At 46.1% G+C, this 23,135-nt stretch carries 23 protein-coding genes; 5 read left to right on the top strand and 18 right to left on the bottom strand.

Going from position 1 to position 23,135, the window contains the following annotated elements; genetic code table 11:
- Positions 1-1,284 carry an ABC transporter substrate-binding protein gene (locus AOB49_RS11290; RefSeq protein ID WP_245640680.1) on the bottom strand — a complete coding sequence of 428 codons (1,284 nt, stop codon included), beginning with the start codon at positions 1,282-1,284 and terminating at the stop codon, positions 1-3.
- A gap of 88 nt (positions 1,285-1,372) precedes the next feature.
- Positions 1,373-2,026, bottom strand: coding sequence for a histidine phosphatase family protein (locus AOB49_RS11285; protein ID WP_245640679.1), 654 nt, complete (start codon positions 2,024-2,026; stop codon positions 1,373-1,375).
- A 118-nt stretch (positions 2,027-2,144) separates the two neighbouring features.
- On the opposite strand from AOB49_RS11285, the gene AOB49_RS11280 reads away from it, so the two are divergent.
- Positions 2,145-3,395 carry a M48 family metallopeptidase gene (locus AOB49_RS11280; protein WP_062311133.1) on the top strand — a complete coding sequence of 417 codons (1,251 nt, stop codon included), beginning with the start codon at positions 2,145-2,147 and terminating at the stop codon, positions 3,393-3,395.
- Positions 3,396-3,409: 14 nt separating this feature from the next.
- Positions 3,410-4,423 (top strand): ribosome small subunit-dependent GTPase A, encoded by a 1,014-nt coding sequence (gene rsgA / locus AOB49_RS11275; protein ID WP_062311131.1) that lies wholly within the window; start codon positions 3,410-3,412, stop codon positions 4,421-4,423.
- On the opposite strand, the gene AOB49_RS11270 is transcribed toward rsgA, so the two are convergent.
- The 6 genes from AOB49_RS11270 to rpsP all read right to left on the bottom strand — a co-directional run bounded on the left by AOB49_RS11270 (position 4,368) and on the right by rpsP (position 8,324).
- Positions 4,368-5,327 carry a CobD/CbiB family protein gene (locus tag AOB49_RS11270; RefSeq protein WP_062311129.1) on the bottom strand — a complete coding sequence of 320 codons (960 nt, stop codon included), beginning with the start codon at positions 5,325-5,327 and terminating at the stop codon, positions 4,368-4,370. The two genes, rsgA and AOB49_RS11270, sit on opposite strands and share 56 nt — an antisense overlap.
- Complete coding sequence (locus tag AOB49_RS11265) at positions 5,324-6,061, bottom strand: CoA pyrophosphatase (RefSeq protein WP_062311127.1); 738 nt, start codon at positions 6,059-6,061, stop codon at positions 5,324-5,326. The genes AOB49_RS11270 and AOB49_RS11265 overlap by 4 nt, the downstream gene beginning before the upstream one ends.
- Positions 6,062-6,125: 64 nt before the next feature.
- Positions 6,126-6,515, bottom strand: a complete 390-nt coding sequence (gene rplS / locus AOB49_RS11260) for a 50S ribosomal protein L19 (protein ID WP_062311125.1) — start codon at positions 6,513-6,515, stop codon at positions 6,126-6,128.
- Between the two features lie 126 nt (positions 6,516-6,641).
- The gene (trmD, locus tag AOB49_RS11255) at positions 6,642-7,388 is read right to left on the bottom strand and encodes a tRNA (guanosine(37)-N1)-methyltransferase TrmD (protein ID WP_062311123.1); all 747 of its coding nucleotides are present in this window, start codon (positions 7,386-7,388) and stop codon (positions 6,642-6,644) included.
- Positions 7,389-7,421: 33 nt separating this feature from the next.
- Entirely contained in the window at positions 7,422-7,985 is a 564-nt protein-coding gene (gene rimM / locus AOB49_RS11250) for a ribosome maturation factor RimM (RefSeq protein WP_062311121.1), read from the bottom strand.
- A 93-nt stretch (positions 7,986-8,078) separates the two neighbouring features.
- A complete protein-coding gene (gene rpsP, locus AOB49_RS11245; protein WP_062311119.1) occupies positions 8,079-8,324 on the bottom strand; it encodes a 30S ribosomal protein S16 in 246 nt (81 codons plus the stop codon).
- Between the two features lie 325 nt (positions 8,325-8,649).
- On the opposite strand from rpsP, the gene AOB49_RS11240 reads away from it, so the two are divergent.
- Together AOB49_RS11240 and AOB49_RS11235 are read left to right on the top strand one after the other, a co-directional pair.
- On the top strand, positions 8,650-9,102 hold the full coding sequence (locus tag AOB49_RS11240; RefSeq protein ID WP_245640678.1) for an META domain-containing protein: 453 nt from the start codon (positions 8,650-8,652) through the stop codon (positions 9,100-9,102).
- Positions 9,103-9,137: 35 nt separating this feature from the next.
- On the top strand, positions 9,138-9,584 hold the full coding sequence (locus AOB49_RS11235; protein ID WP_062311116.1) for a hypothetical protein: 447 nt from the start codon (positions 9,138-9,140) through the stop codon (positions 9,582-9,584).
- A 40-nt stretch (positions 9,585-9,624) separates the two neighbouring features.
- Here AOB49_RS11235 and AOB49_RS11230 read toward each other — a convergent pair whose 3' ends face one another.
- The 5 genes from AOB49_RS11230 to AOB49_RS11210 are packed head-to-tail and all read right to left on the bottom strand — an operon-like array spanning position 9,625 to position 15,818.
- Positions 9,625-11,412: an acyl-CoA dehydrogenase gene (locus tag AOB49_RS11230; RefSeq protein WP_062311114.1), complete on the bottom strand. Its 1,788-nt coding sequence runs from the start codon at positions 11,410-11,412 to the stop codon at positions 9,625-9,627.
- Between the two features lie 37 nt (positions 11,413-11,449).
- Positions 11,450-12,394, bottom strand: a complete 945-nt coding sequence (locus AOB49_RS11225; RefSeq protein WP_062311112.1) for an electron transfer flavoprotein subunit alpha/FixB family protein — start codon at positions 12,392-12,394, stop codon at positions 11,450-11,452.
- On the bottom strand, positions 12,395-13,144 hold the full coding sequence (locus AOB49_RS11220; protein ID WP_062311110.1) for an electron transfer flavoprotein subunit beta/FixA family protein: 750 nt from the start codon (positions 13,142-13,144) through the stop codon (positions 12,395-12,397).
- A gap of 58 nt (positions 13,145-13,202) precedes the next feature.
- The gene (locus tag AOB49_RS11215) at positions 13,203-14,855 is read right to left on the bottom strand and encodes an acyl-CoA synthetase (protein ID WP_062311108.1); all 1,653 of its coding nucleotides are present in this window, start codon (positions 14,853-14,855) and stop codon (positions 13,203-13,205) included.
- Positions 14,856-14,897: 42 nt separating this feature from the next.
- Positions 14,898-15,818, bottom strand: coding sequence for a histone deacetylase family protein (locus AOB49_RS11210; protein WP_062311106.1), 921 nt, complete (start codon positions 15,816-15,818; stop codon positions 14,898-14,900).
- An 83-nt stretch (positions 15,819-15,901) separates the two neighbouring features.
- Between AOB49_RS11210 and AOB49_RS11205 the strand changes: the two genes are divergently transcribed.
- Entirely contained in the window at positions 15,902-17,149 is a 1,248-nt protein-coding gene (locus tag AOB49_RS11205; RefSeq protein ID WP_062311104.1) for a lytic murein transglycosylase, read from the top strand.
- A gap of 7 nt (positions 17,150-17,156) precedes the next feature.
- Here AOB49_RS11205 and cysM read toward each other — a convergent pair whose 3' ends face one another.
- The 5 genes from cysM to AOB49_RS11180 all read right to left on the bottom strand — a co-directional run bounded on the left by cysM (position 17,157) and on the right by AOB49_RS11180 (position 23,063).
- The gene (gene cysM, locus AOB49_RS11200; RefSeq protein ID WP_062311102.1) at positions 17,157-18,068 is read right to left on the bottom strand and encodes a cysteine synthase CysM; all 912 of its coding nucleotides are present in this window, start codon (positions 18,066-18,068) and stop codon (positions 17,157-17,159) included.
- Positions 18,069-18,109: 41 nt separating this feature from the next.
- Positions 18,110-18,505 (bottom strand): ComEA family DNA-binding protein, encoded by a 396-nt coding sequence (locus tag AOB49_RS11195; RefSeq protein WP_062311101.1) that lies wholly within the window; start codon positions 18,503-18,505, stop codon positions 18,110-18,112.
- Between the two features lie 123 nt (positions 18,506-18,628).
- Positions 18,629-19,417 carry a hypothetical protein gene (locus AOB49_RS11190; protein ID WP_062311099.1) on the bottom strand — a complete coding sequence of 263 codons (789 nt, stop codon included), beginning with the start codon at positions 19,415-19,417 and terminating at the stop codon, positions 18,629-18,631.
- The gene (locus AOB49_RS11185) at positions 19,417-19,854 is read right to left on the bottom strand and encodes a hypothetical protein (RefSeq protein ID WP_062311097.1); all 438 of its coding nucleotides are present in this window, start codon (positions 19,852-19,854) and stop codon (positions 19,417-19,419) included. Before AOB49_RS11185 ends, AOB49_RS11190 begins: the two co-directional genes overlap by 1 nt.
- Before the next feature lie 44 nt (positions 19,855-19,898).
- On the bottom strand, positions 19,899-23,063 hold the full coding sequence (locus tag AOB49_RS11180) for a CHAT domain-containing protein (RefSeq protein WP_062311095.1): 3,165 nt from the start codon (positions 23,061-23,063) through the stop codon (positions 19,899-19,901).
- Positions 23,064-23,135 lie beyond the last annotated feature (72 nt).

Genomic DNA, 23,135 nt, shown 5'->3' with positions numbered 1-23,135 from the left:
TTACTTAGCCAAAGCCAAAGCCTGCTCAGCAAAGTTTTTGGCCTTTGCGTAATGCTCTTTTGCTTGAGCATTCCATCGATCTTCCAGGCCCGAAATCTCCTTATTGGCAGCAGCATCCTTTTTACTAGTCGCAAACAAAGCAAGGAAATTTTTATTACCCACCAGACTCGAGGTCACAATTGGGGTGAAAGCTAAATCCTGCGCCTGTTTCAAAAGAGCCTGACCTTGGGCGGATGGTTTTTTTGCCAATGCTGCGCTAGCTTCATGGATAGCCTTGGTGGCCGCTTGCAATTCTTTGTGGCGAAATGTAATCGTTTGATCAAACATTGAAGAGACAACGTTATAGCGCTCTTCAGATAAATCTGAATTGAAGTTTACTTTTGCACGCTTAGCAATCTCAAACGCATTGGGGTATCCAGCAGGCACCTTGCTAGAAAAATTGTTTAACGGCAAAACAGGTAAACGAGAAATCTTTGGATCTAAAAGTAAAGTCTGACCTTCCAAGGAGACGCTAAACGCTATGAATTTCTTCGCTTCCTCAGAATTTTTACTACCATTGATCAGGCCGATATTAGCCGGCACAATTGCCGTGACATTAGGGTAAGCAAAATCCACCGGGAAACCACTAGCCTTACTAGCCAAAGCAAAAAAATCAACCACTAGGCCTACACCAAACTGTCCATTGTTTACGCCATCAGGCACACCAAAACTTCTTTCAGTAATCGCTGCGCTATTACCTGCAATTTGCAACAACTGACTCCAGCCTTTATCCCAACCCTCACCTTGCAAAATCGTTTCGACTGTTAAATGGGTGGTACCAGATCGCGAGGGAGAACTAATGGCGACATGATTGAAATAAATTGACTTAGTCAAATCGGCCCACTGACTTGGGGCGGGAATCTTATTGGCACTAAGATAGCGTGTGTTCCACATCAAGCCGTACCCAGAAAGGGCTTGACCCAAATACAAACCCTGCGGGTTATTTATCGGATAGTTACCGACTTTGGCGGGCACCGCCTTATTTGCTTGATCACTGACATTGAGCAATAGATTTTGCCCAGCAAGAACCTCAAATGCGTCAGGGGCGGAGGCCCAAAAAATTTCTGGGCGCTGACCAGCCGGCAACTCACGAACGTAGGATATTCCTTGAACAGTATTCTTATTCAGAATCTCCAGCTTAATAGTGGGGTTAGCTTTCTCAAATGCAGTCTTGTAAACCTGTGTAATTTCTTTCGAAAAAGAAGTGATGACGGTCACAGTTCCAGCATCAGAAGCGTTACTCATTAAACCTAGTAGAGCAAGCAAAGAAATGGAGCTTATTTTAGAAAACCGATTCATTGTCAGTCCTTTAGAAAATGATCATACAAATACATTACGGCCCAGGAAAACATTCCTTCATTTCATCTCGACCAGCTTGATCCAGATGCGACACATTTCCCCAATCTACCAATGAAAATCCATTTTCGTCATAGCGAAGATGATTCATAGAGGCGTTCTCCAAAGGCCATGTGCGAGGAATATCCATGGATAGCTTGGTGGCCTCGCGATACAAACAATCTAGCACGCCTCCGTGACACACTACCGCTAAAATTTCGCCAGGATGCTGCTTAGCAATCTGCTGTAACGCTTGAATGCAACGCTCTTTAAATTGATTGCGAGTTTCGCCGCCCTCAGGACCAAATTCGGGCACGCGATCATGCCACTTGCGATGGGCGTCTGGCCAACGCTCCTTAACCTCGGCACCAGTTAGACCCTGAAAAACGCCGTAATGCTGCTCCCGAAGCTCAGGAATGATGCGGACACTCTCATTTCGAGCCTGAGCAATTTCTGCAGCAGTCTGGGCTGCGCGACTAAGATTGCTTGTGTAAATGGCGTGGATAGTTTTATCGCGCAAAAACGAGGCGGCCTGCTTAGCTTGCGCCAGGCCAGAATCGTTTAAAGGAATATCAGTTTGTCCTTGATATCGACCAAGAGCATTCCAATCTGTTTCACCATGCCTAATGGCGATAATGTGAGTTGACTGCATTCCCATCTACTCCTTCAAATTACTAGCTAAGATGCGTTATTTTGAACTCTAACGATTTGAATAAGCATATTACAGCATAGTCCACGCAATCTATTTACGGCGCTTCTATAATGCATAAATGACATTTACTATCGTTTTCCTAATCGCCTTTTTCACCAGCTTTGGCTTACGCCACTGGTTATCCCAGCGTCAGATTCATCACGTGGCCATCCACCGTGATTCGGTCCCCGCGGAATTTTCCTCGCAAATCACTTTAGCGGAGCACCAAAAGGCCGCCGACTACACAATCGCCAAACTTCGACTTGGCATTTTGGAGAATGGCGTCAGCGCCATCATCCTTATCGCCTTCACTTTGCTAGGTGGCTTACAAATTCTCAATATAGCGTTACTGCAACTCCTAGGCGAAGGTATCGCGCAGCAAATTGCACTGCTCGTATCGATCGTATTGATCTCTGGAATCATTGACATTCCATTTTCTTGGTACAAGCAATTTTACTTAGAAGAACGTTTTGGCTTTAACCGTATGAATAAGAAACTCTTCTTTAGCGATATGTTTAAAGGCATCGGTATTGGCGGCGCTATTGGGGTGCCACTACTCTGGGTCATTCTTAGCCTTATGGCTCAAGCGGGTGACTACTGGTGGCTTTGGGCTTGGGGTGTTCTCACTGCCTTCAGTCTTTTGATGCAATGGATATTCCCTACATTTATTGCGCCCATGTTCAATAAGTTCCAACCTCTAGAGGAGGGCCCACTTAAAACCCAAATTGAAGCACTCTTAAAGCGCTGCGATTTTGCAAGCCAAGGCCTCTTTGTGATGGATGGGAGTAAACGCAGTGCGCACGGAAATGCGTTTTTTGCTGGAATGGGAAAAGCAAAGCGCATTGTCTTCTTTGATACGCTAATTGAAAAACTCAATCCTGGTGAAGTGGAGGCCGTTCTTGCTCACGAACTTGGCCACTTTAAGTGCAATCATATTCGCAAACGCCTGTTTGTTTCCTTCGCACTTAGTTTTGCTATGTTTGCATTATTAGGCTGGATTAGTACTCAAGCCTGGTTCTATTCAGACTTGGGTGTAATGCCCAACCCCAATGGTTACAACGGTGGATTGGCCCTAGCCCTCTTCATGCTGGTATCCCCTGTATTTAGCTTCTTTTTCACACCACTTTCCAGTCTTGCTTCTCGCAAACATGAATATGAAGCCGATGGCTTTGCAGCCGATAAATCATCTGCCAAAGACTTGATCACGGCCTTAGTGAAGTTGTATCAAGATAATGCATCAACTCTAACTCCTGATCCAATCTATACGGCTTTTTACAGCTCTCACCCTCCCGCCCCATTACGCATTGCCAACCTCAAACAATTTAAGTAAGAGTGCCGGGATCAATGGAGCAATTTCGCGCACTCTTAACCGCCTCCTACGGTAGGCATTATTTGGCGCAGCGCTTAGTCAAAGATGAGCGCGGAAATGAATCTCCTGCTGGCGAGTTGATTCAGGTCAGTACACCTGCAAAACAACATATTGGTGCAGTAGGTGATCGCATGTTGCTAGAAATGACATCGGCAGATCAAGCGCGCATCATTCATATTGAACCAAGAGAAAATCTCCTTTATCGTTCCGACGCATTCAAAAGCAAGCTCATTGCATCTAACGTAGATCAAATATTAGTAGTCCTGGCTACACAACCCGCCTTCTCACCAGATTTATTAGGCAGAGCAGTCGTTGCCGCAGAAGCCAATCAAATTGGCCTGCATATTCTTCTGAATAAATGCGACCTCAAGGACAATTTGGAGCAGGCTCGCAAAATCATCGCGCCCTACGCTCGTATGGGGTACCCTGTCACTGAGGTATCAGCTAAATTTGACGAAGCCTCGATAGAGGCTTTGAGGCCTGCTATTCGCGGCAAAGTCTCCGTATTTGTGGGTCAATCGGGCATGGGTAAATCCAGCCTGCTAAATGCTTGGGTGCCTAATGCTGCAGCCATCACTCAAGAATATTCAGTGCGCTTAGATACTGGCAAGCACACCACAACAGCCTGCCGCTATTTTGAATTACCAGAGTCCTGGGGTCGCGATGCCAATGGCAAATTAGGCGCTCTGATAGATTCCCCAGGCTTTCAGGAGTTTGGCTTAGCGCATATGTCCGTCAGCGAACTTGAGCATGCCTTTAGGGAGTTTCATGACCTGCTTGGGAAGTGTCGATTTCATAATTGTGCCCACCAATCAGAACCTGATTGCGCAATACGTGAGGCAGTAGACAGAAATGAAATAGCGCCAGAAAGACTAGCGCTATTTAGACAGTTACGCTCAGACTCTAAAACTGCCGATACGCAGATTCAGGGGATTAGCCAAGCCAAAGAGCGATGGTCAGCATTAGCAATAAAGCCATCCAAGCGATAACCAAGCGCCATACCAAGCCAATTGCAGATCGCATAGTGCGTTCATTAGGCTCCAGACCCACCTCGTAAACTACCGGCTCGCCGGCCTCAGCCATACGCAATGCTTCATCGCTATCGGGTTCACTCATCGGCTCACCTAAGCGCACTCCCAGAGCGCCACTTCCAGAAGCCAAAATCACTGCAGATAAAGAGTCAGACCATTTACCAGTCAAGTGACGCCAAGCATATACAGCACCTTCAAAGTTGCCAACAATCGCAAAGCCCATTGCGGTGATGCGAGCAGGAATCCAATCTAATACATAGAAGAAATGACGAGCAGCCTCGCTTAAATTAAAGTCACCCTTCTCAGACCAGCGCTGAGAAGCGGTATCAGCCAGGCGGTACAGAACAACACCAGCGGGACCCATTGGCATTAAGAACCAAAACAATACGCCAAAGACATGATGATGAGAACCAATAATCGCACGCTCCAAAGCCAAGGAGATAACCTCTGTTTCAGTGAGATTGGAAGCATCTAACTCAGGGCCATACCACTGGGCTAACGCTGCGCGAGCTGCAGGTAAGTCGTGATTCGCAATCGCCTCATGAACCAATGTGAATGAGTGGCTAAATTGACGGAACCCGAAGAATAAATAGGCGATCAATACATTCCACACAAACCCTAAAATTGGATATGTCACCATGAAGACAACATAAATCACAAACACAAGAAAGGTTGGCAGAATAAATGCTACCAAGCAAGCCATACGAGCACCAACGGGGCTTGCACCCTCCTCGGTTTTGCCACCAAACTCACCGGCAACCCAATCTAGCCAACGTGCACTGATACGCGCAATCCAATGAGTAGAAGTTACTGGGCGATATTGCTCAGCAATCAACGCGAAGAGTATAGAAAAGAAAGTCATACTTTTAATAAATGATAAAGGTTACGCAACATTCCAGCGGTAGCACCCCAGATAAAACGATTTTCATAGGGCATTGAATAAAACCGACGACCACCTCGATCACTCTCCCAGACCCGCACCTGATGATTTGCAGGATCCATCAAGAAATGTAAAGGCACTTCAAAAACATCCGCCACTTCAAAAGCATCTAAAGCATATTCTGCCTGAGGTTTTACTAATCCCACAACTGGCGTCACACTATAGCCTGAAACAGTCAAGTATTGAGGAAGATGGCCGATAATTTCAACGCCATCAGGGCTTAGACCAATTTCCTCCTGACTCTCTCGCAAAGCGGTGTCATAAGGACTTTGATCCTCAGGATCCATCCGACCTCCGGGGAAGCTAATTTGACCGGCATGATCGTGCAAATGATCAGTCCTCTGAGTCAAGAGAACTGATAAACCAGCTTCATTCAATACCAAGGGAATAAGCACAGCAGCACGAGTGACTTTTCCAGCCGCCTGGCGCTTAGAAACAATATCCATGGCTAGAGCATGTCGACTTTCATCCGTAATTTCCGGTTCCCAGACTGGGGGGTTTTGAAAGCGCTCCCTCAGGCTATGTGGCTCCAACCGAGAAGAGTGCACTCTGGGCTCATTAATACAAACCTCATGAATCGCAACTGCCTGCGCATCAAAACTAGCGGGCGCTGCGAAACTAATCACTTGCTTTTGAGGAGATGATTGCTCAGTCATGGGGCTATTTTAGGACAATAAAAAAGGCAGCCTAAGCTGCCTTCTCTTCGCATTAAAGCAATGCTTATGCAGCAGTTGGAGCGGCAACCTTACGAGCAGGTAGCTTCTCTTTAATACGTGCAGACTTACCTGAACGATCGCGCAAGTAGTACAACTTCGCACGACGTACATCACCGCGACGCTTCACTTCAATGCTAGCGATCAATGGTGAGTAAGTTTGGAATGTACGCTCTACACCTTCGCCAGATGAAATCTTGCGAACGATAAAGCTAGAATTCAGTCCGCGATTGCGCTTAGCAATCACAACGCCTTCAAAGGCCTGAGTACGCTTACGTGTACCTTCAACCACGTTTACACCAACGATTACGGTGTCGCCAGGAGCAAAACTTGGAAGAGTTTTGTTGGCACTTAAGCGAGCAATTTCTTCTTGCTCAATTTTTTCGATCAAATTCATTATTAATCCTTAAACATCTTGTCAGCGTTTAATCCCGAGATTTGCATCAACGGACCAGACAGAGGATGTAGTTAAAACCATTTCACTAAATCAAAACATAAACCATTTATCCGAAACTGCAATTACTCACAGTGTTCGAAGAAATTGCTCATCTTCTTTACTTAGCAACCCATTAGCTCTAGCCGATTCAATTAAATCAGGCCTGAGCCTTAGCGTCAGCTCTAAAGACTTTTGCCGACGCCAATCCGCTATTTTAGCGTGATGTCCGCCTAAAAGCACGTCCGGAACAGATAAATTTTCATATATTTCTGGGCGGGTGTAGTGTGGATAGTCCAAAAGACCATTAATAAAGCTATCCTGAACCGCAGACTCATCATCGCCAAGGACCCCAGGAATCAGACGAATCACCGCATCCATCATAGTCATTGCAGGTAATTCACCCCCAGAAACCACAAAATCACCCATTGAAAGTTGTAAATCTACATTTCTATCGATAAATCGCTGGTCAACAGCCTCGTATCGACCGCAAATAAAGGTTAAATTACGATAATTAAGGATATCTGTTGCTATCTTCTGAGAAAATACCTGACCTTGAGGCGCCAAAAGACAAATTGGCCCAGAAGCTAGCCCAGCAGACTGATGAGCTGCTTTAACAGCAGATATCGTATCTTCCAGGGGTTTTACCATCATGACCATACCTGGACCGCCACCATAAGCGCGATCATCCACAGTTTTACGGGCATCAGAACAATAGTCACGGGGGTTCCAAAGATTCACACTAGCAAGACCCTGCTCGCATGCTCGGCCAGTAATACCCCACTGCGTTAAAGCGGAGAACATTTCAGGAAATAGAGTAACTACATCAAAGCGCATAGTCGAAGATAGGCATCTTTACTGAATATCGGGCTACCAGTCAGCCTGCCAGTCCAGTGTAATGCGCTTGCTTGGTAAGTCAACGTTCTGCACCACTTCCTTAACAAAGGGAACGAGTTGCAAAATAGTTTTTGTTTCTGGGTTGCCAATAGCAATGACACCATGGGCACCATTATCGGTAACGTCAATCACCTCTCCTAAGTCTTGATCCTGGAGATTGATTGCTTTGCACCCAATGAGATCCACCCAGTAATAGCTATCTTTTTCTGTTTTTGGAAATACATCGCGGCCCACCAAAATACGTGCACCTTTTAATGCTTCTGCTTGATCTCGATCAGTAACACCATCAAGAGCAATCACCACGGTGCCGCTATGCATCTTTGCTTGCTTCACTTTGTAAAGCGTTAGTGATGCTTGTTCAGCGGACGCAGAAACGCCCACATGCCGGCGAGGAATGAGAGATAACCAAAGTTCTTTGCTGGATAAGAGGGCAACGGGGTCAGATGAATGAGGGCGAACCTTAATCTGACCTTGTAAGCCTTGAGCATCTTGTACTGCACCGAGCTCAATCAAATCATTTAGAGAAGGTGTGTTCATATTGAAGCCACCCTGTTTCTCCAAATAAAACTACCAATGAATTCTGCTACCAAAGACTTCATCGTGATGAAAAAGTCTTTGGATTTGAAGTCTTTAAACAGCAGGATTGTTTTTGATCAAACGAACTACAGTTGGAGAAATCTGCGCGCCAACACCAGTCCAATAAGTCAAACGGTCTTGAGCGATGCGCATTGCTTGCTCTGACTCAGCTGCCTGTGGATTGAAGTAACCAATACGCTCGATAAAGTTCGAGTCGCGACGATTGCGCTTGTCTGTAGCCACGATGCTATAAAAAGGGCGCTTCTTTGAACCGCCGCGTGCCAGTCGAATGACGACCATACTTATTCCTTAAAATCTAAAATGAAAACAGGTTGATTACAACCCAATGAAATTACTACAAAATCTTGGGCTCCAGCTAACTGAGCAAATTCATAAAACAAATGCACGGTATAGCGGAAAACCTCATATTCTAGACGAAAACCCCTACTTGATCCACCTATTTAAGCGCCCACCCACTTAGCTTAAACAGTAGAATAAGACGTGATAGATAGTTAAATATGTATAAAAAACAATAACTTATAAGAATATGCCCAAAAAAATAGCTTTTTTTACCCCCTCTAAGAGCGCTTCAAACAGGGTATTTCTTGTGATTTCATGTCTAGGATTGAGCTTATTAAGCGCTTGCGCCAATGTCATACCACCCTGTAATGCCAAAATCAGCCCTCCCAGCAGCGAATTACGCAACACCAAATGGGAACTTGTGCGCTGGAATCTAGCCCCCAATGCGCGAGGAGAAGTTCGCAGCCGTCAAATCCCCCAGGGCGATAGTAGCAACCCCATCCAAATGATTTTTGACGCCAATGGTGAACGGCTCAGCGGATCAACTGGTTGCAATCGGTTTACCGCTCGCATCACTGAGGATGCTCGTGGCTTTACTCTTGACCAAATTGCTAGCACCAAGATGGCATGCGCTCCGCAACGCATGGAACTAGAAAACGACTTCCTGTATGAGCTCAATGATTACCGCACCATTGTTCGCAATGGAGATCAATTACTCATGATTGGTGCGGACCGTGAAGTTCTTAGCTTCATACAGAAAAACAACCCTACCAAATAAAAAGATTAGAAAAATATTTGCTATCGAAAGTCTCAATGAAAAAATATAAATTACTGTTCTGCTCTCTTGGATTATTTTTCCCAGGAACGGGATTGAATTGTTTTTATCTACAAGGATTGAAATCCTTCTGGGGCTGGACTCAGCTCTTTGCATTTATCGGCGGTATCGCTGGATGGCTCATCCTCAAAGACTCTCACTTTCACTCCGCTCCGGGCTGGGTTCTGATTACCTTTGGCTTTATTACACTTGAAGCAAGCTGGCTAACCACTATTACCTTTGGTCTTCGCCCTGATGAAAAATGGGACGCTCAGTTTAATCCCGGAATCACTCCCGAGAGGTCTACCAAATCAGGCTGGCCAGTTGTTCTCACGGTTATTTTTTCATTGGTATTTGGTGCCGGCGTCATGATGACATTTCTTGCAGTTGCATTTGAGCAATTCTTTATCTCGCAACTCAAGGAAGCAAAAAAGCTATCCCAATAATGCGGATAGCTTTTGTAAAGTAGCAAGTAATATCAGATTCCTAGAATTGCTCCACAGAAAGTGCATTGGTAGACTGCCCACTTTCTACAATAGAAGTAGCCAAAGCTTGCGCTTGGGGCAATAAATTTTCAGCAAAGAATCGTGCCGTTGCAATTTTCGCATCATAGAAACTAGGATCAGCCCCTCGCAAACTTTGCGCAGCCAATAATGCACGCGCCATTTGCCATGCGCCCAAGACGAGCCCACATAAACGTAGGTAAGCAACACTTCCCGCATACACAGACTTCACTTCAGACTTGGCATTCGCAACGATATAGGCGACAGACAATTCAAATGATTCACGTGCCAGCGTCAATTGCTTAAGAACAGCCTTGGCATCAGCAGTTCCACTACTCGCCAAATCTTTTTCAGTTTGCTGAATTTTTTCCGAGAATATTTTTGCAGTAGCACCACCATCTCGTACCGTTTTTCTTCCAATCAGGTCATTTGCCTGAATAGCAGTAGTTCCTTCGTAGATTGTTAAGATTCGCGCATCGCGATAATGCTGGGCAGCGCCCGTCTCTTCAATAAAGCCCATGCCACCATGAACTTGCACGCCTAAACTTGCCACTTCAATCGACATTTCTGTCGAGAAGCCCTTCACAATAGGGACCAAGAATTCGTAGATAGCTTGATTCGCTTTGCACACAGCCTCTTCTGGAGCTGCATGCTGGGCATCATAAGCGGCGGCGGCATAATAAGCCAAAGCACGAGATGCTTCAGTGTATGCACGCATCGTCATCAACATGCGCTTTACATCCGGCTGATGAATAATTGCCACTGGGCCAGGCGAGCCAGCCAAGTCGCGACTCTGTACGCGATCTTTCGCATATTGAACCGCCTTTTGATAAGCGCGCTCAGCCACGGCAATACCTTGCATACCCACAGCAAAGCGAGCAGCGTTCATCATGACAAACATGTACTCTAGACCACGATTTTCTTCACCCACTAAGTAGCCCACTGCGCCACCATGGTCACCAAATTGCAATACCGCGGTCGGACTCGCTTTAATGCCAAGCTTGTGTTCAATGGAAACACAATGAACATCATTACGCTCACCCAAAGAGCCATCGGCATTGACTAAAAATTTCGGGACAACAAATAATGAAATTCCTTTAACACCCTCTGGGGCGTCAGGGGTTCTCGCTAAAACAAGATGCACGATATTCTTTGCCATATCGTGCTCACCGTAAGTGATATAAATCTTGGTAGCAAAAATTTTGTAAGTGCCGTCACCCTCAGGAACGGCACGTGCGCGGACCATTGACAAGTCTGATCCAGCCTGAGGTTCTGTGAGACACATAGAACCAGTCCACTCGCCTGAGATCATCTTCGGAACATAGCGTTCTTGGAGTTCAGGACTAGCGGCGGTAAGTAAGGCCTCAATCGCACCATCCGTCAACATGGGGCATAAAGCAAAAGACAGACTTGCTGAATGAACCATTTCAAAACAAGCTGTAGCAATCAACTTTGGTAAACCTTGGCCACCAAACTCTGGAGGATGAATCACTCCCTGCCAACCGGCTGCAGCAAATTGTTCAAACGCCTCTTTAAACCCTGGGGTGGTTGTCACCACCCCGTTTTTCAGGGAACTTGGATTTTGATCACCAGGCCAATTGAGTGGCGCCACCACATCTTGATTAAATTTGGCCGACTCTTCCAAAATAGCAGGAGCTAAATCCACATCCGCTCCTGCTTCTGCATACCGGGGATATACCACCACATCGGATAACCCAGAAAGCTCGTTCATTACAAACAACATATCTTTTACTGGGGCTACATATGGCATAAAACTCCAATCAATTGAAAGAGTATTAAAAAGTGGTTTAACTCAATGCGCTAGTCAACTCAGGTATAGCCACATTCAAATCCGCCACCAGGCCATAATCCGCAACAGCGAAGATAGGGGCTTCGGGATCCTTATTGATGGCGACAATCACATTGGAGTCTTTCATACCAGCTAAATGCTGGATCGCGCCAGAGATGCCTACAGCGATATACAACTGTGGAGCAACAATCTTACCGGTCTGACCAACTTGATAATCATTGGGAACATAACCAGCATCGACTGCCGCGCGTGAAGCGCCTAGAGCAGCTCCGAGCTTATCTGCCAGCGGTGTAATCAGCTCTTGATATTTTTCACCAGAGCCTAGGCCTCGACCACCTGAGACAATAATCTTAGCCGCAGTCAGTTCTGGGCGATCGGACTTAGTAAGCTCGCGACCTACAAAAGAAGATTTGCCAGCAGAGTCGGCAGTAGCTGCTTTTTCTAGTGCAGCAGAACCACCGGTAGCTGCGACTGGATCAAATCCAGTTGTACGCACAGTAATCACTTTAATTGGATCATTTGACTGCACAGTTGCTATTGCATTGCCAGCATAAATCGGACGCTCAAAGGTATCGGGTGAGACTACCTTCGTAATATCTGATAGCTGGGCAACATCTAACTTAGCAGCAACGCGGGGAAGAACATTCTTACCATTAGCAGTAGCTGGTGCCAAGATATGGCTATAAGCACTGGCAAGGGAGAGGATTTGCGCGGCCAATGGCTCAGCCAATTGATCGGCTAAGTTTGGAGAGTCGATTTGGATGACTTTACGCACCCCAGCAATTTGGGTAGCAGCCTGAGCAGCCGCATCTGCAGCGCTGCCAGCAACCAAGATATCGACTTCTGGTGAGATTTGTAGGGCAGCGGCTACTGCATTTAGGGTGGCCGCTTTGAGAGATTGATTGTCGTGTTCAGCTATCACGAGTGAGATAGGGGTAGCCATTTAAATCACCTTCGCTTCATTTTTGAGTTTTTCCACCAATGCCGCTACATCGGGAACCATCACACCAGCAGAGCGCTTGGGCGGCTCTTCAACTTTGAGTGTTTTAAGTCGCGGTGCAATATCTACACCGAGCTCTTCGGGCTTAATCACCTCTAAGGGCTTTTTCTTGGCCTTCATGATGTTAGGCAGAGTGACATAACGCGGCTCATTCAAACGCAAGTCAGTGGTGATCACCGCAGGCAAAGTAATCGCAATCGTTTCTAGACCACCATCAACTTCACGTGTCACGCTCGCTTTACCGTCAGCCACTACCACTTTAGAAGCAAATGTGGCTTGCGGGATATCCAATAGACTAGCCAACATTTGACCAGTTTGATTACTATCGTCATCAATCGCTTGTTTACCTAAAATAATGATTTGCGCCTGCTCTTTATCTGATAAAGCTTTGAGCAACTTAGCAACGCCTAGAGGCTGAACATCTTGCTCAGTCTCTACCAAAATCGCACGATCTGCACCAATGGCTAAAGCGGTACGCAGCGTTTCTTGGCACTGGGTAGGACCAACAGATACTACGATTACCTCGGTAGCAACACCAGCCTCTTTTAAGCGCACAGCCTCTTCTACCGCGATCTCATCAAACGGGTTCATGCTCATTTTGACATTTGCCAAATCTACGCCAGAGTTATCGGACTTCACCCGGATTTTGACGTTGTAATCAACAACGCGCTTTGCAGCCACTAGGATTTTCATACTTGCTCTCTACTTTTTTGGTAACTTTTCTATTTTATCCCTCTCGCACTACCTCAGACTAAACGTCGATTGCGGCGGCTGAACCGGCTTGCTTGCGCAGCTCAAACTTCTGGATTTTTCCAGTCGAGGTCTTGGGAAGTTCGCCAAAGACCACCGCCTTAGGAACCTTAAAGCCTGCCAAATGTTGCTTACAGTGGGCAACAATATCGGCTACGGTTACCTCCACGCCTGGCTTAATCTCCAGGAAGGCGCAAGGGGTCTCGCCCCATTTTGGATCTGGCTTAGCCACTACCGCAGCAGCAATAACAGCAGGATGACGATAGAGTACGTCCTCTACTTCGATTGAGGAAATATTCTCGCCCCCAGAAATAATGATGTCTTTACTACGATCCTTAATCTTGACGTAACCATCTGGGTTCATCACCGCCAAATCGCCGGAATGAAACCAGCCGCCCTCAAACGCTTCTTTAGTAGCTTTCTCATTTTTGAGATAGCCCTTCATTGCGATGTTGCCCTTAAACATAATCTCGCCCATGGTTTCACCATCAGCGGGAACGGGCTCGAGAGTTTCGGGATTAAGCACAGTAATCGCCTGCTGCATGTGGTAGCGCACACCTTGACGTGCATTTAAACGAGCGCGCTCACCAATATCCAATTCATTCCATTCATCTTGCTTCACACACACCGCTGCAGGGCCATAGACCTCAGTCAAACCATACACATGCGTTAGATCAAAACCTAATTTTTCCATACCCTCAATAATTGACGCCGGAGGGGCGGCGCCCGCAATCAAACCTTTTACACCAGAGGGCACACCCTCTTTTAATTCATCTGGCGCATTTACCAATAAGTTATGTACGATTGGGGCGGCACAGTAATGTGTTACACCATGATCCTTAATGGCAGCAAAAATATGTTGGGCGTCTACACGACGTAGGCAAACGTTAATACCTGCGCGGGCAGCAACTGTCCACGGAAAGCACCAGCCATTGCAATGAAACATAGGTAAAGTCCAAAGATAGACTGGGTGCTTATTAATATCCCAATCCAAAATATTGGAGACCGCATTAATCGCTGCGCCACGATGGTGATACACCACGCCTTTTGGATTGCCCGTAGTGCCAGAGGTGTAATTCAAGCAAATAGCCTGCCACTCGTCTGCAGGAACCTGCCATGCAAATTGGGGGTCGCCTTCCGCCAAGAGTTGTTCATAGGTCAGCTTGCCTAACTTTTCACCAGGAACATCAAATTCTTTTTCCTCAACATCAATCACCAAGAAATCCCGGCCACTCTCCTTCTTAGCCATTTCCAAAGCCTTCTTCATCACCCCAGAAAATTCCGGATCAACGATAACCACCTTAGCTTCGCCATGGTTAAGCATGAAAGCAATCGACTCTGGATCCAGTCTAGTATTCAGTGCGTTGAGAACTGCTCCAGCCATAGGGATCCCAAAGTGAGCCTCGACCATCGGGGGTGTATTAGGCAGCATCACCGCCACCGTATCCCCAAGACCAATGCCATGCTTTTGAAGGGCGCTTGCTAAGCGGCGGCAGCGGTCATAAGTTTGACTCCAGGTCTGCCGCAATTTGCCATGAACAATAGCTAAACGCCCTGGATACACTTCGGCTGATCGCTCTAAAAATAACAACGGAGTGATTGGCGTGAAATTCGCTGGATTACGTTCTAAGCCTTGCTCAAAAATATTTGCCATATTGACCTTCAATCTATTCTTCGCTAAAAATTAAAATTACTTTCAGATATCAGCTAGCGCCTTCACATGGGCAACTACGCTACGACCCAACGCTGAAAGGTTGTACCCACCCTCCAAGCAACTGACGATCCTGCCCTGAGAATATTGACCTGCAATCTCTTTGAGTTTTTTGGTAATCCAGGCATAGTCATCCTCTACCAATCCCATTTGTCCCAAATCATCTTCACGATGCGCATCAAATCCCGCGGAAATAATTACCAACTCGGGTTCAAAGTCTCGAAGACGTGGTAGCCATTGCTCCTCCACAATTGAACGCACAACATCTCCACGGGTGGATGCTGGTAGGGGAACGTTCACCATATTAGTTGCCTGATCCAGCCCGCTGTAGGGATAAAAAGGATGCTGGAAAAAGCTACACATTAAGACGTTGGGATCGTTAAAAAAAGCAGCTTCAGTACCATTGCCGTGATGAACATCGAAATCAATAATGGCAACACGTTCAATGCCGTAAGTTTCCATTGCATAACGAGCAGCTACTGCTACGTTATCAAAGACACAAAATCCCATTGATCGGGTTGGCTCAGCGTGATGCCCAGGCGGACGAACTGCACAGAAAACATTTTCAACTTCACCCTTCATGACCGCATCGACTCCAGCGATCGCGGCACCTGCAGCGCGCAAAGCAGCGCTCCAAGTATGGGGATTCATAATGGTATCGCCATCCAACATAAAGTAGCCGCTAGCTGGCGCCCGTTCCTTTACAAAGGCAATATGGTCAGGACTATGAACCAGCTCCAATTGATCCTCGGTCGCCAAAGGCGCATCTAGATGATGCAGGAAGCGGTCGACACCACTCCTAATCAGTTGATCATTGATCGCTTGAATACGCTCTGGGCACTCGGGATGATGGCCACCCATCTCGTGTTTCAGAAAATCCGGATGAGTTATGTATCCTGTTGTCATTACTAGAAATCCTCAATAGCAAAACTGTAATTTTTATAATGTAATTTAGTCCAACCGCTGATCAAAAACCCATCCGTCTATTCATGAATTTTCGCGCTTCCTACCTCACCTCAATCCTGCTCTTGACACTGTTCTTAAGCGCCTGCTCTACCGCACCAATTCAAAAGCCGGAACCTAAAGAGACTATCGTAAACCAGTCCGAGGATGTAGCTTCAGAAGCCCGCTTTAGTCAAAACCTGAGCGAACTCTTAGCCCAAGTAGCTCAAAATCAGAAAATCCCGTTGGCTACCCTAGAATCCAGCTTTTCTGATGCTAAAACGATTCCCTCGATTCGGAAATTGGTGTTACCCCCATCGAGCACCTTTAAAAAGAACTGGGTAGCCTATCGCAAACGGTTTATTGAGCCAGTACGCCTCAAGGCTGGCAACAGCTTTTGGGAGCAAAACCGAGCCTACCTCTCCCAAATAGAACAGGAGTCAGGGGTGCCCGCAGAGCTCATTGTGGCCATCATCGGCATCGAAACCATCTATGGGCGACAAACTGGGAATTTTCGGGTCAAGGATGTTCTATCCACCCTGGCATTTAGCTACCCAGATACTCCAAACAAATTAAGCCGAGAGCAGCTCTTTAAAGATCAACTTCGGGAACTTATCCTTTTATGCTGGGCTGAGGCAGGTGGAAATCTTCCGGCCAAGAACACCAATAAAGAAGTTAATCCAAGCCGCTTTAACGCCTGCCTAAATCAAAATAGCTCCTACGCTGGCGCTATTGGCTTACCCCAATTTATGCCCAGCAGCATCCGTAGCTTTGCAGTCGACGGAGATGGTGATGGTTACATTGACCTTAAACAATCTCCTAAAGATGCCATTGCCAGCGTTGCGAATTTCATGAAAAAGCATGGATGGCAACCCGGGATGCCGATTTACTTTCCCATACCAGAATCCGGAATTAATGCAGCTAAAGCCCTTGCTGACGGCGAGCCTCAATTAAAGTATTCCGTTGAAGAACTTATCACGAAAGGGATTTTGATAAAGGCCCAGGGCGATCTACAGGCAGGTGGGGTTGCGCCGCAGAGTAAAGCACTGATTGTTGACTTGCCTTATCCAGACAAAGATGGCAATGATCAGGTGCGCTATGTGGTTGGCTTAAATAATTTTCTAACTATTGTGCAATACAACCGTAGTTATTTTTACGCACAAAGTGTTGCGGAATTCGCTGAAGCGTTGGGATACAAAAATCAAAGTGTGGTGCCAGTAACACCTATCAAATCAAGCACTAAGGAAGTGAAGCCCAAGAAGACGAGCAACAAGAAAAAGTTAAAGCAAACCTAGGCAAATATTATGCTGGAAAAACGCCCGTAGAGAGATAGCGATCGCCCCGATCGCACACAATAAAAACTATCGTGGCATTCTCAACTTGACGAGCAATCCTTAACGCAACCACAAGAGCGCCGCCAGCAGAGATGCCGCAAAAAATACCTTCTTCTGCAGCCAGTCGGCGAGCCATTTCCTCAGCATCCGCTTGGGTAACATACTCAATACGATCCACCCTATCCCCTTGATAAATCTTAGGAAGATACTCCGGAGCCCATTTACGAATTCCGGGGATTTGAGAGCCCTCTTCTGGCTGTGCGCCGATAATCTGAATCGCTGGATTCATGGACTTCAAATAGGTCGATACACCAGTAATCGTTCCAGTCGTTCCCATTGCAGAAACAAAATGGGTAATTTGACCATCGGTATCGCGCCAAATTTCTGGGCCAGTAGTCTCAATATGGGCGCGTGGATTATCTGGATTGGCAAACTGGTCAAGCAATTTACCGCGACCTTCTTTTTGCAATTGAAGAGCGTAGTCTCGCGCAAACTCCATACCACCAGAAGCGGCAGTCAGAATTAGCTCAGCGCCATAAGCGGCCATACTCTGTCTGCGCTCAATACTTTGATTTTCGGGCATAACTAAAACCATTTTGTAGCCTAGCATAGCGGCTGTCATTGCCAATGCAATACCAGTGTTGCCGCTAGTAGCCTCGATAAGCGTATCGCCAGGTTTAATTTCACCACGCTCTTGAGCGCGCATAATCATCGACAGCGCAGGTCGGTCTTTAACCGACCCGGCCGGATTGTTACCCTCCAACTTCCCTAAGATCAGATTATTTTTAGAATCGTTTTCTGCGCCAGGAATACGCTGCAAACGAACCAAGGGTGTATTACCCACGGTCTGTGAAATAGTTAAGTAAGAAGGTGTGCTCATAAAGCCATTTTAGCCATAAGCGGGACTAGACATAAAAGGGCTTAATTTCGGCGATTTGGCCCCGCACGATCCGCATGATTGCGAGAACCATTCTGGCCACGCGAACCACGCCCTCTAGAGCTGGAGCCCTCCTTACTGGTGCGGCCATTGGGCTCGCGAAAAGCGCCAGGAGCCTCAATGGTTAATCCGTTATCCACCATCTTTTCCACTGACTTCATACCAATACCGCGAACCCGTTTTTGCAAATCATTGGCATCTTGAAAATGCCCTCCATCCAAGCGCTCGGCAATAATAGTTTTCGCTTTGGATGGTCCGATACCTTTAATGCTCTCCAACTCGGATTGAGTGGCAGTATTGACATTTATAGGGTTCGCCGCGCTCAAACCTGACACCGCAATCATGGCAGCAAATAGTAAGGACTTTAATAATTGACTCATTTAATCTCCATTAATAAATAAAAAATCCACTCACACAAGGTGCAAGTGGATCAGTTACAACGAATGGAAATAAAGGTTGTTGACCAAATTATAAGAGCTACAAATGAATCAATGATTTCCTACTTAACCAATAATTCCCTTTAAGCCAGTATAGATAGATACGATGGTGGTTCCAAGAGCAACAATTGTTCCACCATATTCCTGCATTTTTTTTAGCGTACTATGAAGACTAGCAGGAGAAATTTGCGCCCCGCCTAATCCGCCAACAACCACTTTTAGGAATGGGTTGATTAATGCCGCTCGAAGATGACGCTGTCTGCTTGCATAAGCAACACCCCCCAATAGCATCCCAGTTAGAAAACTAAAGGCAATACTTGCCGAGTACTCTAAAACTTCGCGCCATTCAAAGCCATTTTGAGGCCAAATGGGAGAACCATCTACGAGCGAAGTCATCCAACTCATTCCAATTACGGACGCTATTGCCAAAAATACCACCCCAATAAACCATGGGAATAGCTTGCGTGGTGCACTCTTAAACAGGAAATAACCAAAAGGTAAAGGCAACACAATTGATATCAACCTCAAATACAAAGGCTTGGTGTCATACACAATGGTAATGAGCCCATGTGCGGCCAATAAAAACAGAAGAGGAACGCCTATGTAAGTAAAAATATCAAGCAAAGACTTAGCGAGACTTCTAGGTTGAGCATATTTTTCAGCTTGCTCATCAAGCAATAACTGCAATTCGGCAATACGATGCTCATAGGCTTCTTGATTTGGAATTTGTTCGAGACGCTTCTCTAGCTCAACTACCTTAGCCATCATTGGCTTAAATAAGTAGACATCTCGAGTACAGACTTTGCAAACTGTAGCCTCCTCAGCAATTTCAGAGAGACAAAATGGGCAATCCATTATTTAGCAACATTCAAAGTAAATACTGAATTTGTTTCTCGCCCATCAACATCTTTCACTGTTACCCGGATCATGTGGGTTCCTGGAGGTATATCCGCCTTTGCAAAATCAATACCACTTGCGCTAATCGCGCTTTTCAGTCGAGGAGTTAGGTCTACAAAAGGGGATTTCATATAGATTACCTTGACAGAATTGGGATCAATTTTTCCCTCACCGCGCGCCTCAAAATGAACCTTAAAATCAATCGGGGAGTTTACGGGAACATCAGCCTCAGGGGAAGCCAGCTTGACTGAAGGCCCTCGAGAAATACCACGTGTTGCCAATGCGCCAGAAGCCGCTGGGAGTGCTGCCTCTTTTGGACTAATTAAAGGTGCTGAAAATGCTATTTGTGCGGCAAGCAGAAAAAGTGATGCAGCAAAAAATTGAATAAATTTCATAAATACCTCAGATCATTAAGAATCAATCATTACACAATACCAAATCAATCACCTACAACCACAAAGGGAGCCCAAAACAAAGGGTGGGCATAAGAATATTTCATGGCTCCACCCTCCCTCATGCCCCCTTGGTCGACTTGATTAAGCATCGCCTGACGCAAAGCTTCAGACTTTGGGAGCCCTTGATTTTGCTGTTGGCGTTTGAATAAGTCCGTCATCAATTGTCTTGATGCCACTGAATCCACTGGCCAATTAGAAACTAAAAGCGCTTTAGCTCCAGCAAAAAAGAATGCTCTACCCAAGCCAGAAACAGCCTCTGAGCCAGCACCCTCGCCTGCCGCAGTATTGCATGCAGAAAGAACCACCCAATCAGCGTCTAACTTCAAAGCAATCACTTTGTCCATTGTTAATAGGCCATCATCTTGGTCCCCTGTTACCTCAGGGGATGACATTGCAAGCGCAGGCTGAGTCAACCCATTGAGCTCGCCAGGAACTAAGCCATGAGTCGAAAACATGATAACTTTGCGATCTGACAAATCCATTGATGTCACCTGCTTCACGCTTGCCTGCTTATGCAAAAATATATCGCTAGACTGTGCCCCAACCACTTTGCCAATCTCCTCAATCTCCAGACTAGTGTCCGGCAATCGCGGTAAAAGAGCCAACTCTGCAGAGCTAACACCCGCAGTTTTAGGAACACTTCTTAGTGCAAGAGGTCTACCACGGGTAGCCAACTGTGTTGAAGCTGATTTTTGAGCATTCCTTTCTTGAGCGCCACTAAAGTAAGGATCTCCAAAGCCAATAAAATTTTTCCTATTTGAGTTACCCTCAGGAAGACTTCTCAGGGCGGTTAGCGCAGTTACAGAGGGAACCTGGGCGACTGCAATTTCCCTAGTAAGCCAAGGTACAGACTTATATCCCTCAAAAGTAATGGGGCCTCCCTTTGCAGGCTGAGCTATCGCCTGGGTAACCAACAAGGAAATTGGCAGCTGGCCAAGCTCTGCATGAGGAACAACCAACATGACTTTCTTGCCCTTAAAACCCGCCTCCACTGGCGCCAAAATTGTTTGATAAAGCTTATAGGCAAGGACTACATCAAACGCTGGTATTTCATCGATTGTTGACACCCCAGGGTCCAGCGCCTTCCTTAATTGCGCAACTTGGGCGGCCATTTGCTTGCGACCAATTGGTAATTGAGAAAATTGGGAGGCGCCCTGCTTGCCTATCGCCCAAACATATCCGACATTTTCGGCAAAATACCAAGAAACGAGAACTTCGTCAGCCTTCAATAAGCGCTGAGTACGCTCAATCGTGGCTGGTTTTGGCTCAACAAGTTCTGCATAATCAGGAAATTTTTTCTCAATCTCTTTTTTAAGCGCTTCACGCTGAGATTTAAATACCTCAAGATCAGACTGAATTTTTCCCTGCACTGCGGGTAACTGCTGATCGGGTGATGCCGAACGCAACCCCGTTAGCAATTCCGATAAGGTATTGATTCTTCTTTGCAAATCCTGCTCTTGCCTTGCCAGACCAGCAAGTTGAGGATCCTGAATATTTGCACGCGCTGCACTTGCAGTTAAAGCCCTCTGAACAGCGCTGCCTCTAGCAATATCTGCAACCTGGAAAGCCTGAGCCGCCGCCAATGAAGCTTGAGAAGAATCTCCCTTCGCGGCTAGCGCTAAGGAAGCTAAATAACTCTCTAGCAGAAACGCCATGCGTTGTTGTTGTCTAATACTCGCTGTATCATTCTCGGCATCATTTCGCGCTTGATCTATCAAGATAGGGATCGAAGCTTTAAACGCCTCATCTGCTTCCGACTGTCTCCCCTCAGCCTGTAAGCTTGCAGCCTTAAATGCGCGCGCCATTGCAAGTCTAGGCGAATTCTTATCGGATATACCCTCGAGATCCTGAGTCATTCTATTGGACATCTCATATGCTTGCTTAGATTTCCCAATCTTCAGGGACGCCAAAACCCAATCGAAGTCACCCAGCCGGTATGTCTTTGCCATCTCAGGGTCAGTTTTAATTCCAGCAACCATCTCATCAAAAACTTGATTAGCTTCGGCATATTTTCCATCCGCCACAAGTGATGCACCTAGAGATCTTCGGGCTAGAGCAAGAGTGCCATTTGCGCCATCCGCACCTGCAGCCTTAACCGTATTTAATGCAACCTTGGAAAGTGCTACAGCTTCAGGATATCGACCTTGCTCATTCACAATTACAGCAAGCGTACGAAGGCCACGAGCAACCTCAATTGAATTTGATCCAAAGCTTGATAATGAAAGTGTGATGGACTTACGAGCATAAAATTCAGCGTCTATTAGCCTTCGCTGCCTCAATAAAACATTTGCTAAATTTAACTCTCTATTAGCAATTTGAGTAACGTAAATTCGAGGGTTATTCATTGGATCCGATGCAGTGCGTACCTCATCGCTTGCTATATCAATTTTGTTGGCATTATGTTTGACTTTTTCATACTGTGCTTCAAGCAAAAAAATCGCCTTTCTCAAAGACCTCTCACTCTCAACCCATTGCCCTTGCGTGGAATAATAAATACCCCGAGCGCTCTCATAATTAGATTCCCAGAATGGGCCATAATTCGTAAAAGCCTTTGTCCGTCTCAAAGTATTTAAAGTAGCCTCTAAAGCATCCAAAGCCTTCTTTGCAGCCTCAAAATTACCTGAATAGGAATAATAGGAACTAAGGAGTCTGCCCATGGTTATTTGGAATCCAGTCAAATTGGGCAGGGTTGATAATTGGTAAGCTTGGGCTTGCTGAATGTAGTTAATTGCAAGCGATTGCTTACCAGCAGAATTCTCCAGGACGCTAAGATCAATTAGATCACCCAAATACAGCTTAGGATTTTTTGATGGGTGCTGTTTAACAGCAATTTCTAGATTTTTTAATGCCTCACTGGTATTACCAAGATCCTCAAACGCGGCTGATCGCCTTCTATAAAAATGATTTAATTCTTCATTATCCTGAGCGCTGGGCACAGGCATCGCGATGATTTTTTTAGCCCGCTCAACTACCGCTAAATCCGGCTTAGTTTGCTCTACTAATCTGAGAATATCCTTAACATCCCTAGGAGGAGCTTTGATACTTTCAATACTTACCTCATCCCGAGTGGTATTAGCTAAAGTGCTACTAGAAAAAAGCGGGAGGCAACAATACAGCAGAAATAACTGAACAGTGAAGTACTTGCGCATATTAACCCCCTAGCTTCATTAGTTACATAGTAGCTCGTGAATAGTTTGAAATAAAGAATAACTAAGTAAGGT

It is taken from the genome of Polynucleobacter sinensis (assembly GCF_001595985.1).
Classification (GTDB): Bacteria; Pseudomonadota; Gammaproteobacteria; order Burkholderiales; family Burkholderiaceae; genus Polynucleobacter; species Polynucleobacter sinensis.
Note: the sequence above shows the minus strand (reverse complement) of the source record. Positions and strands in the feature narration are given on the sequence as shown.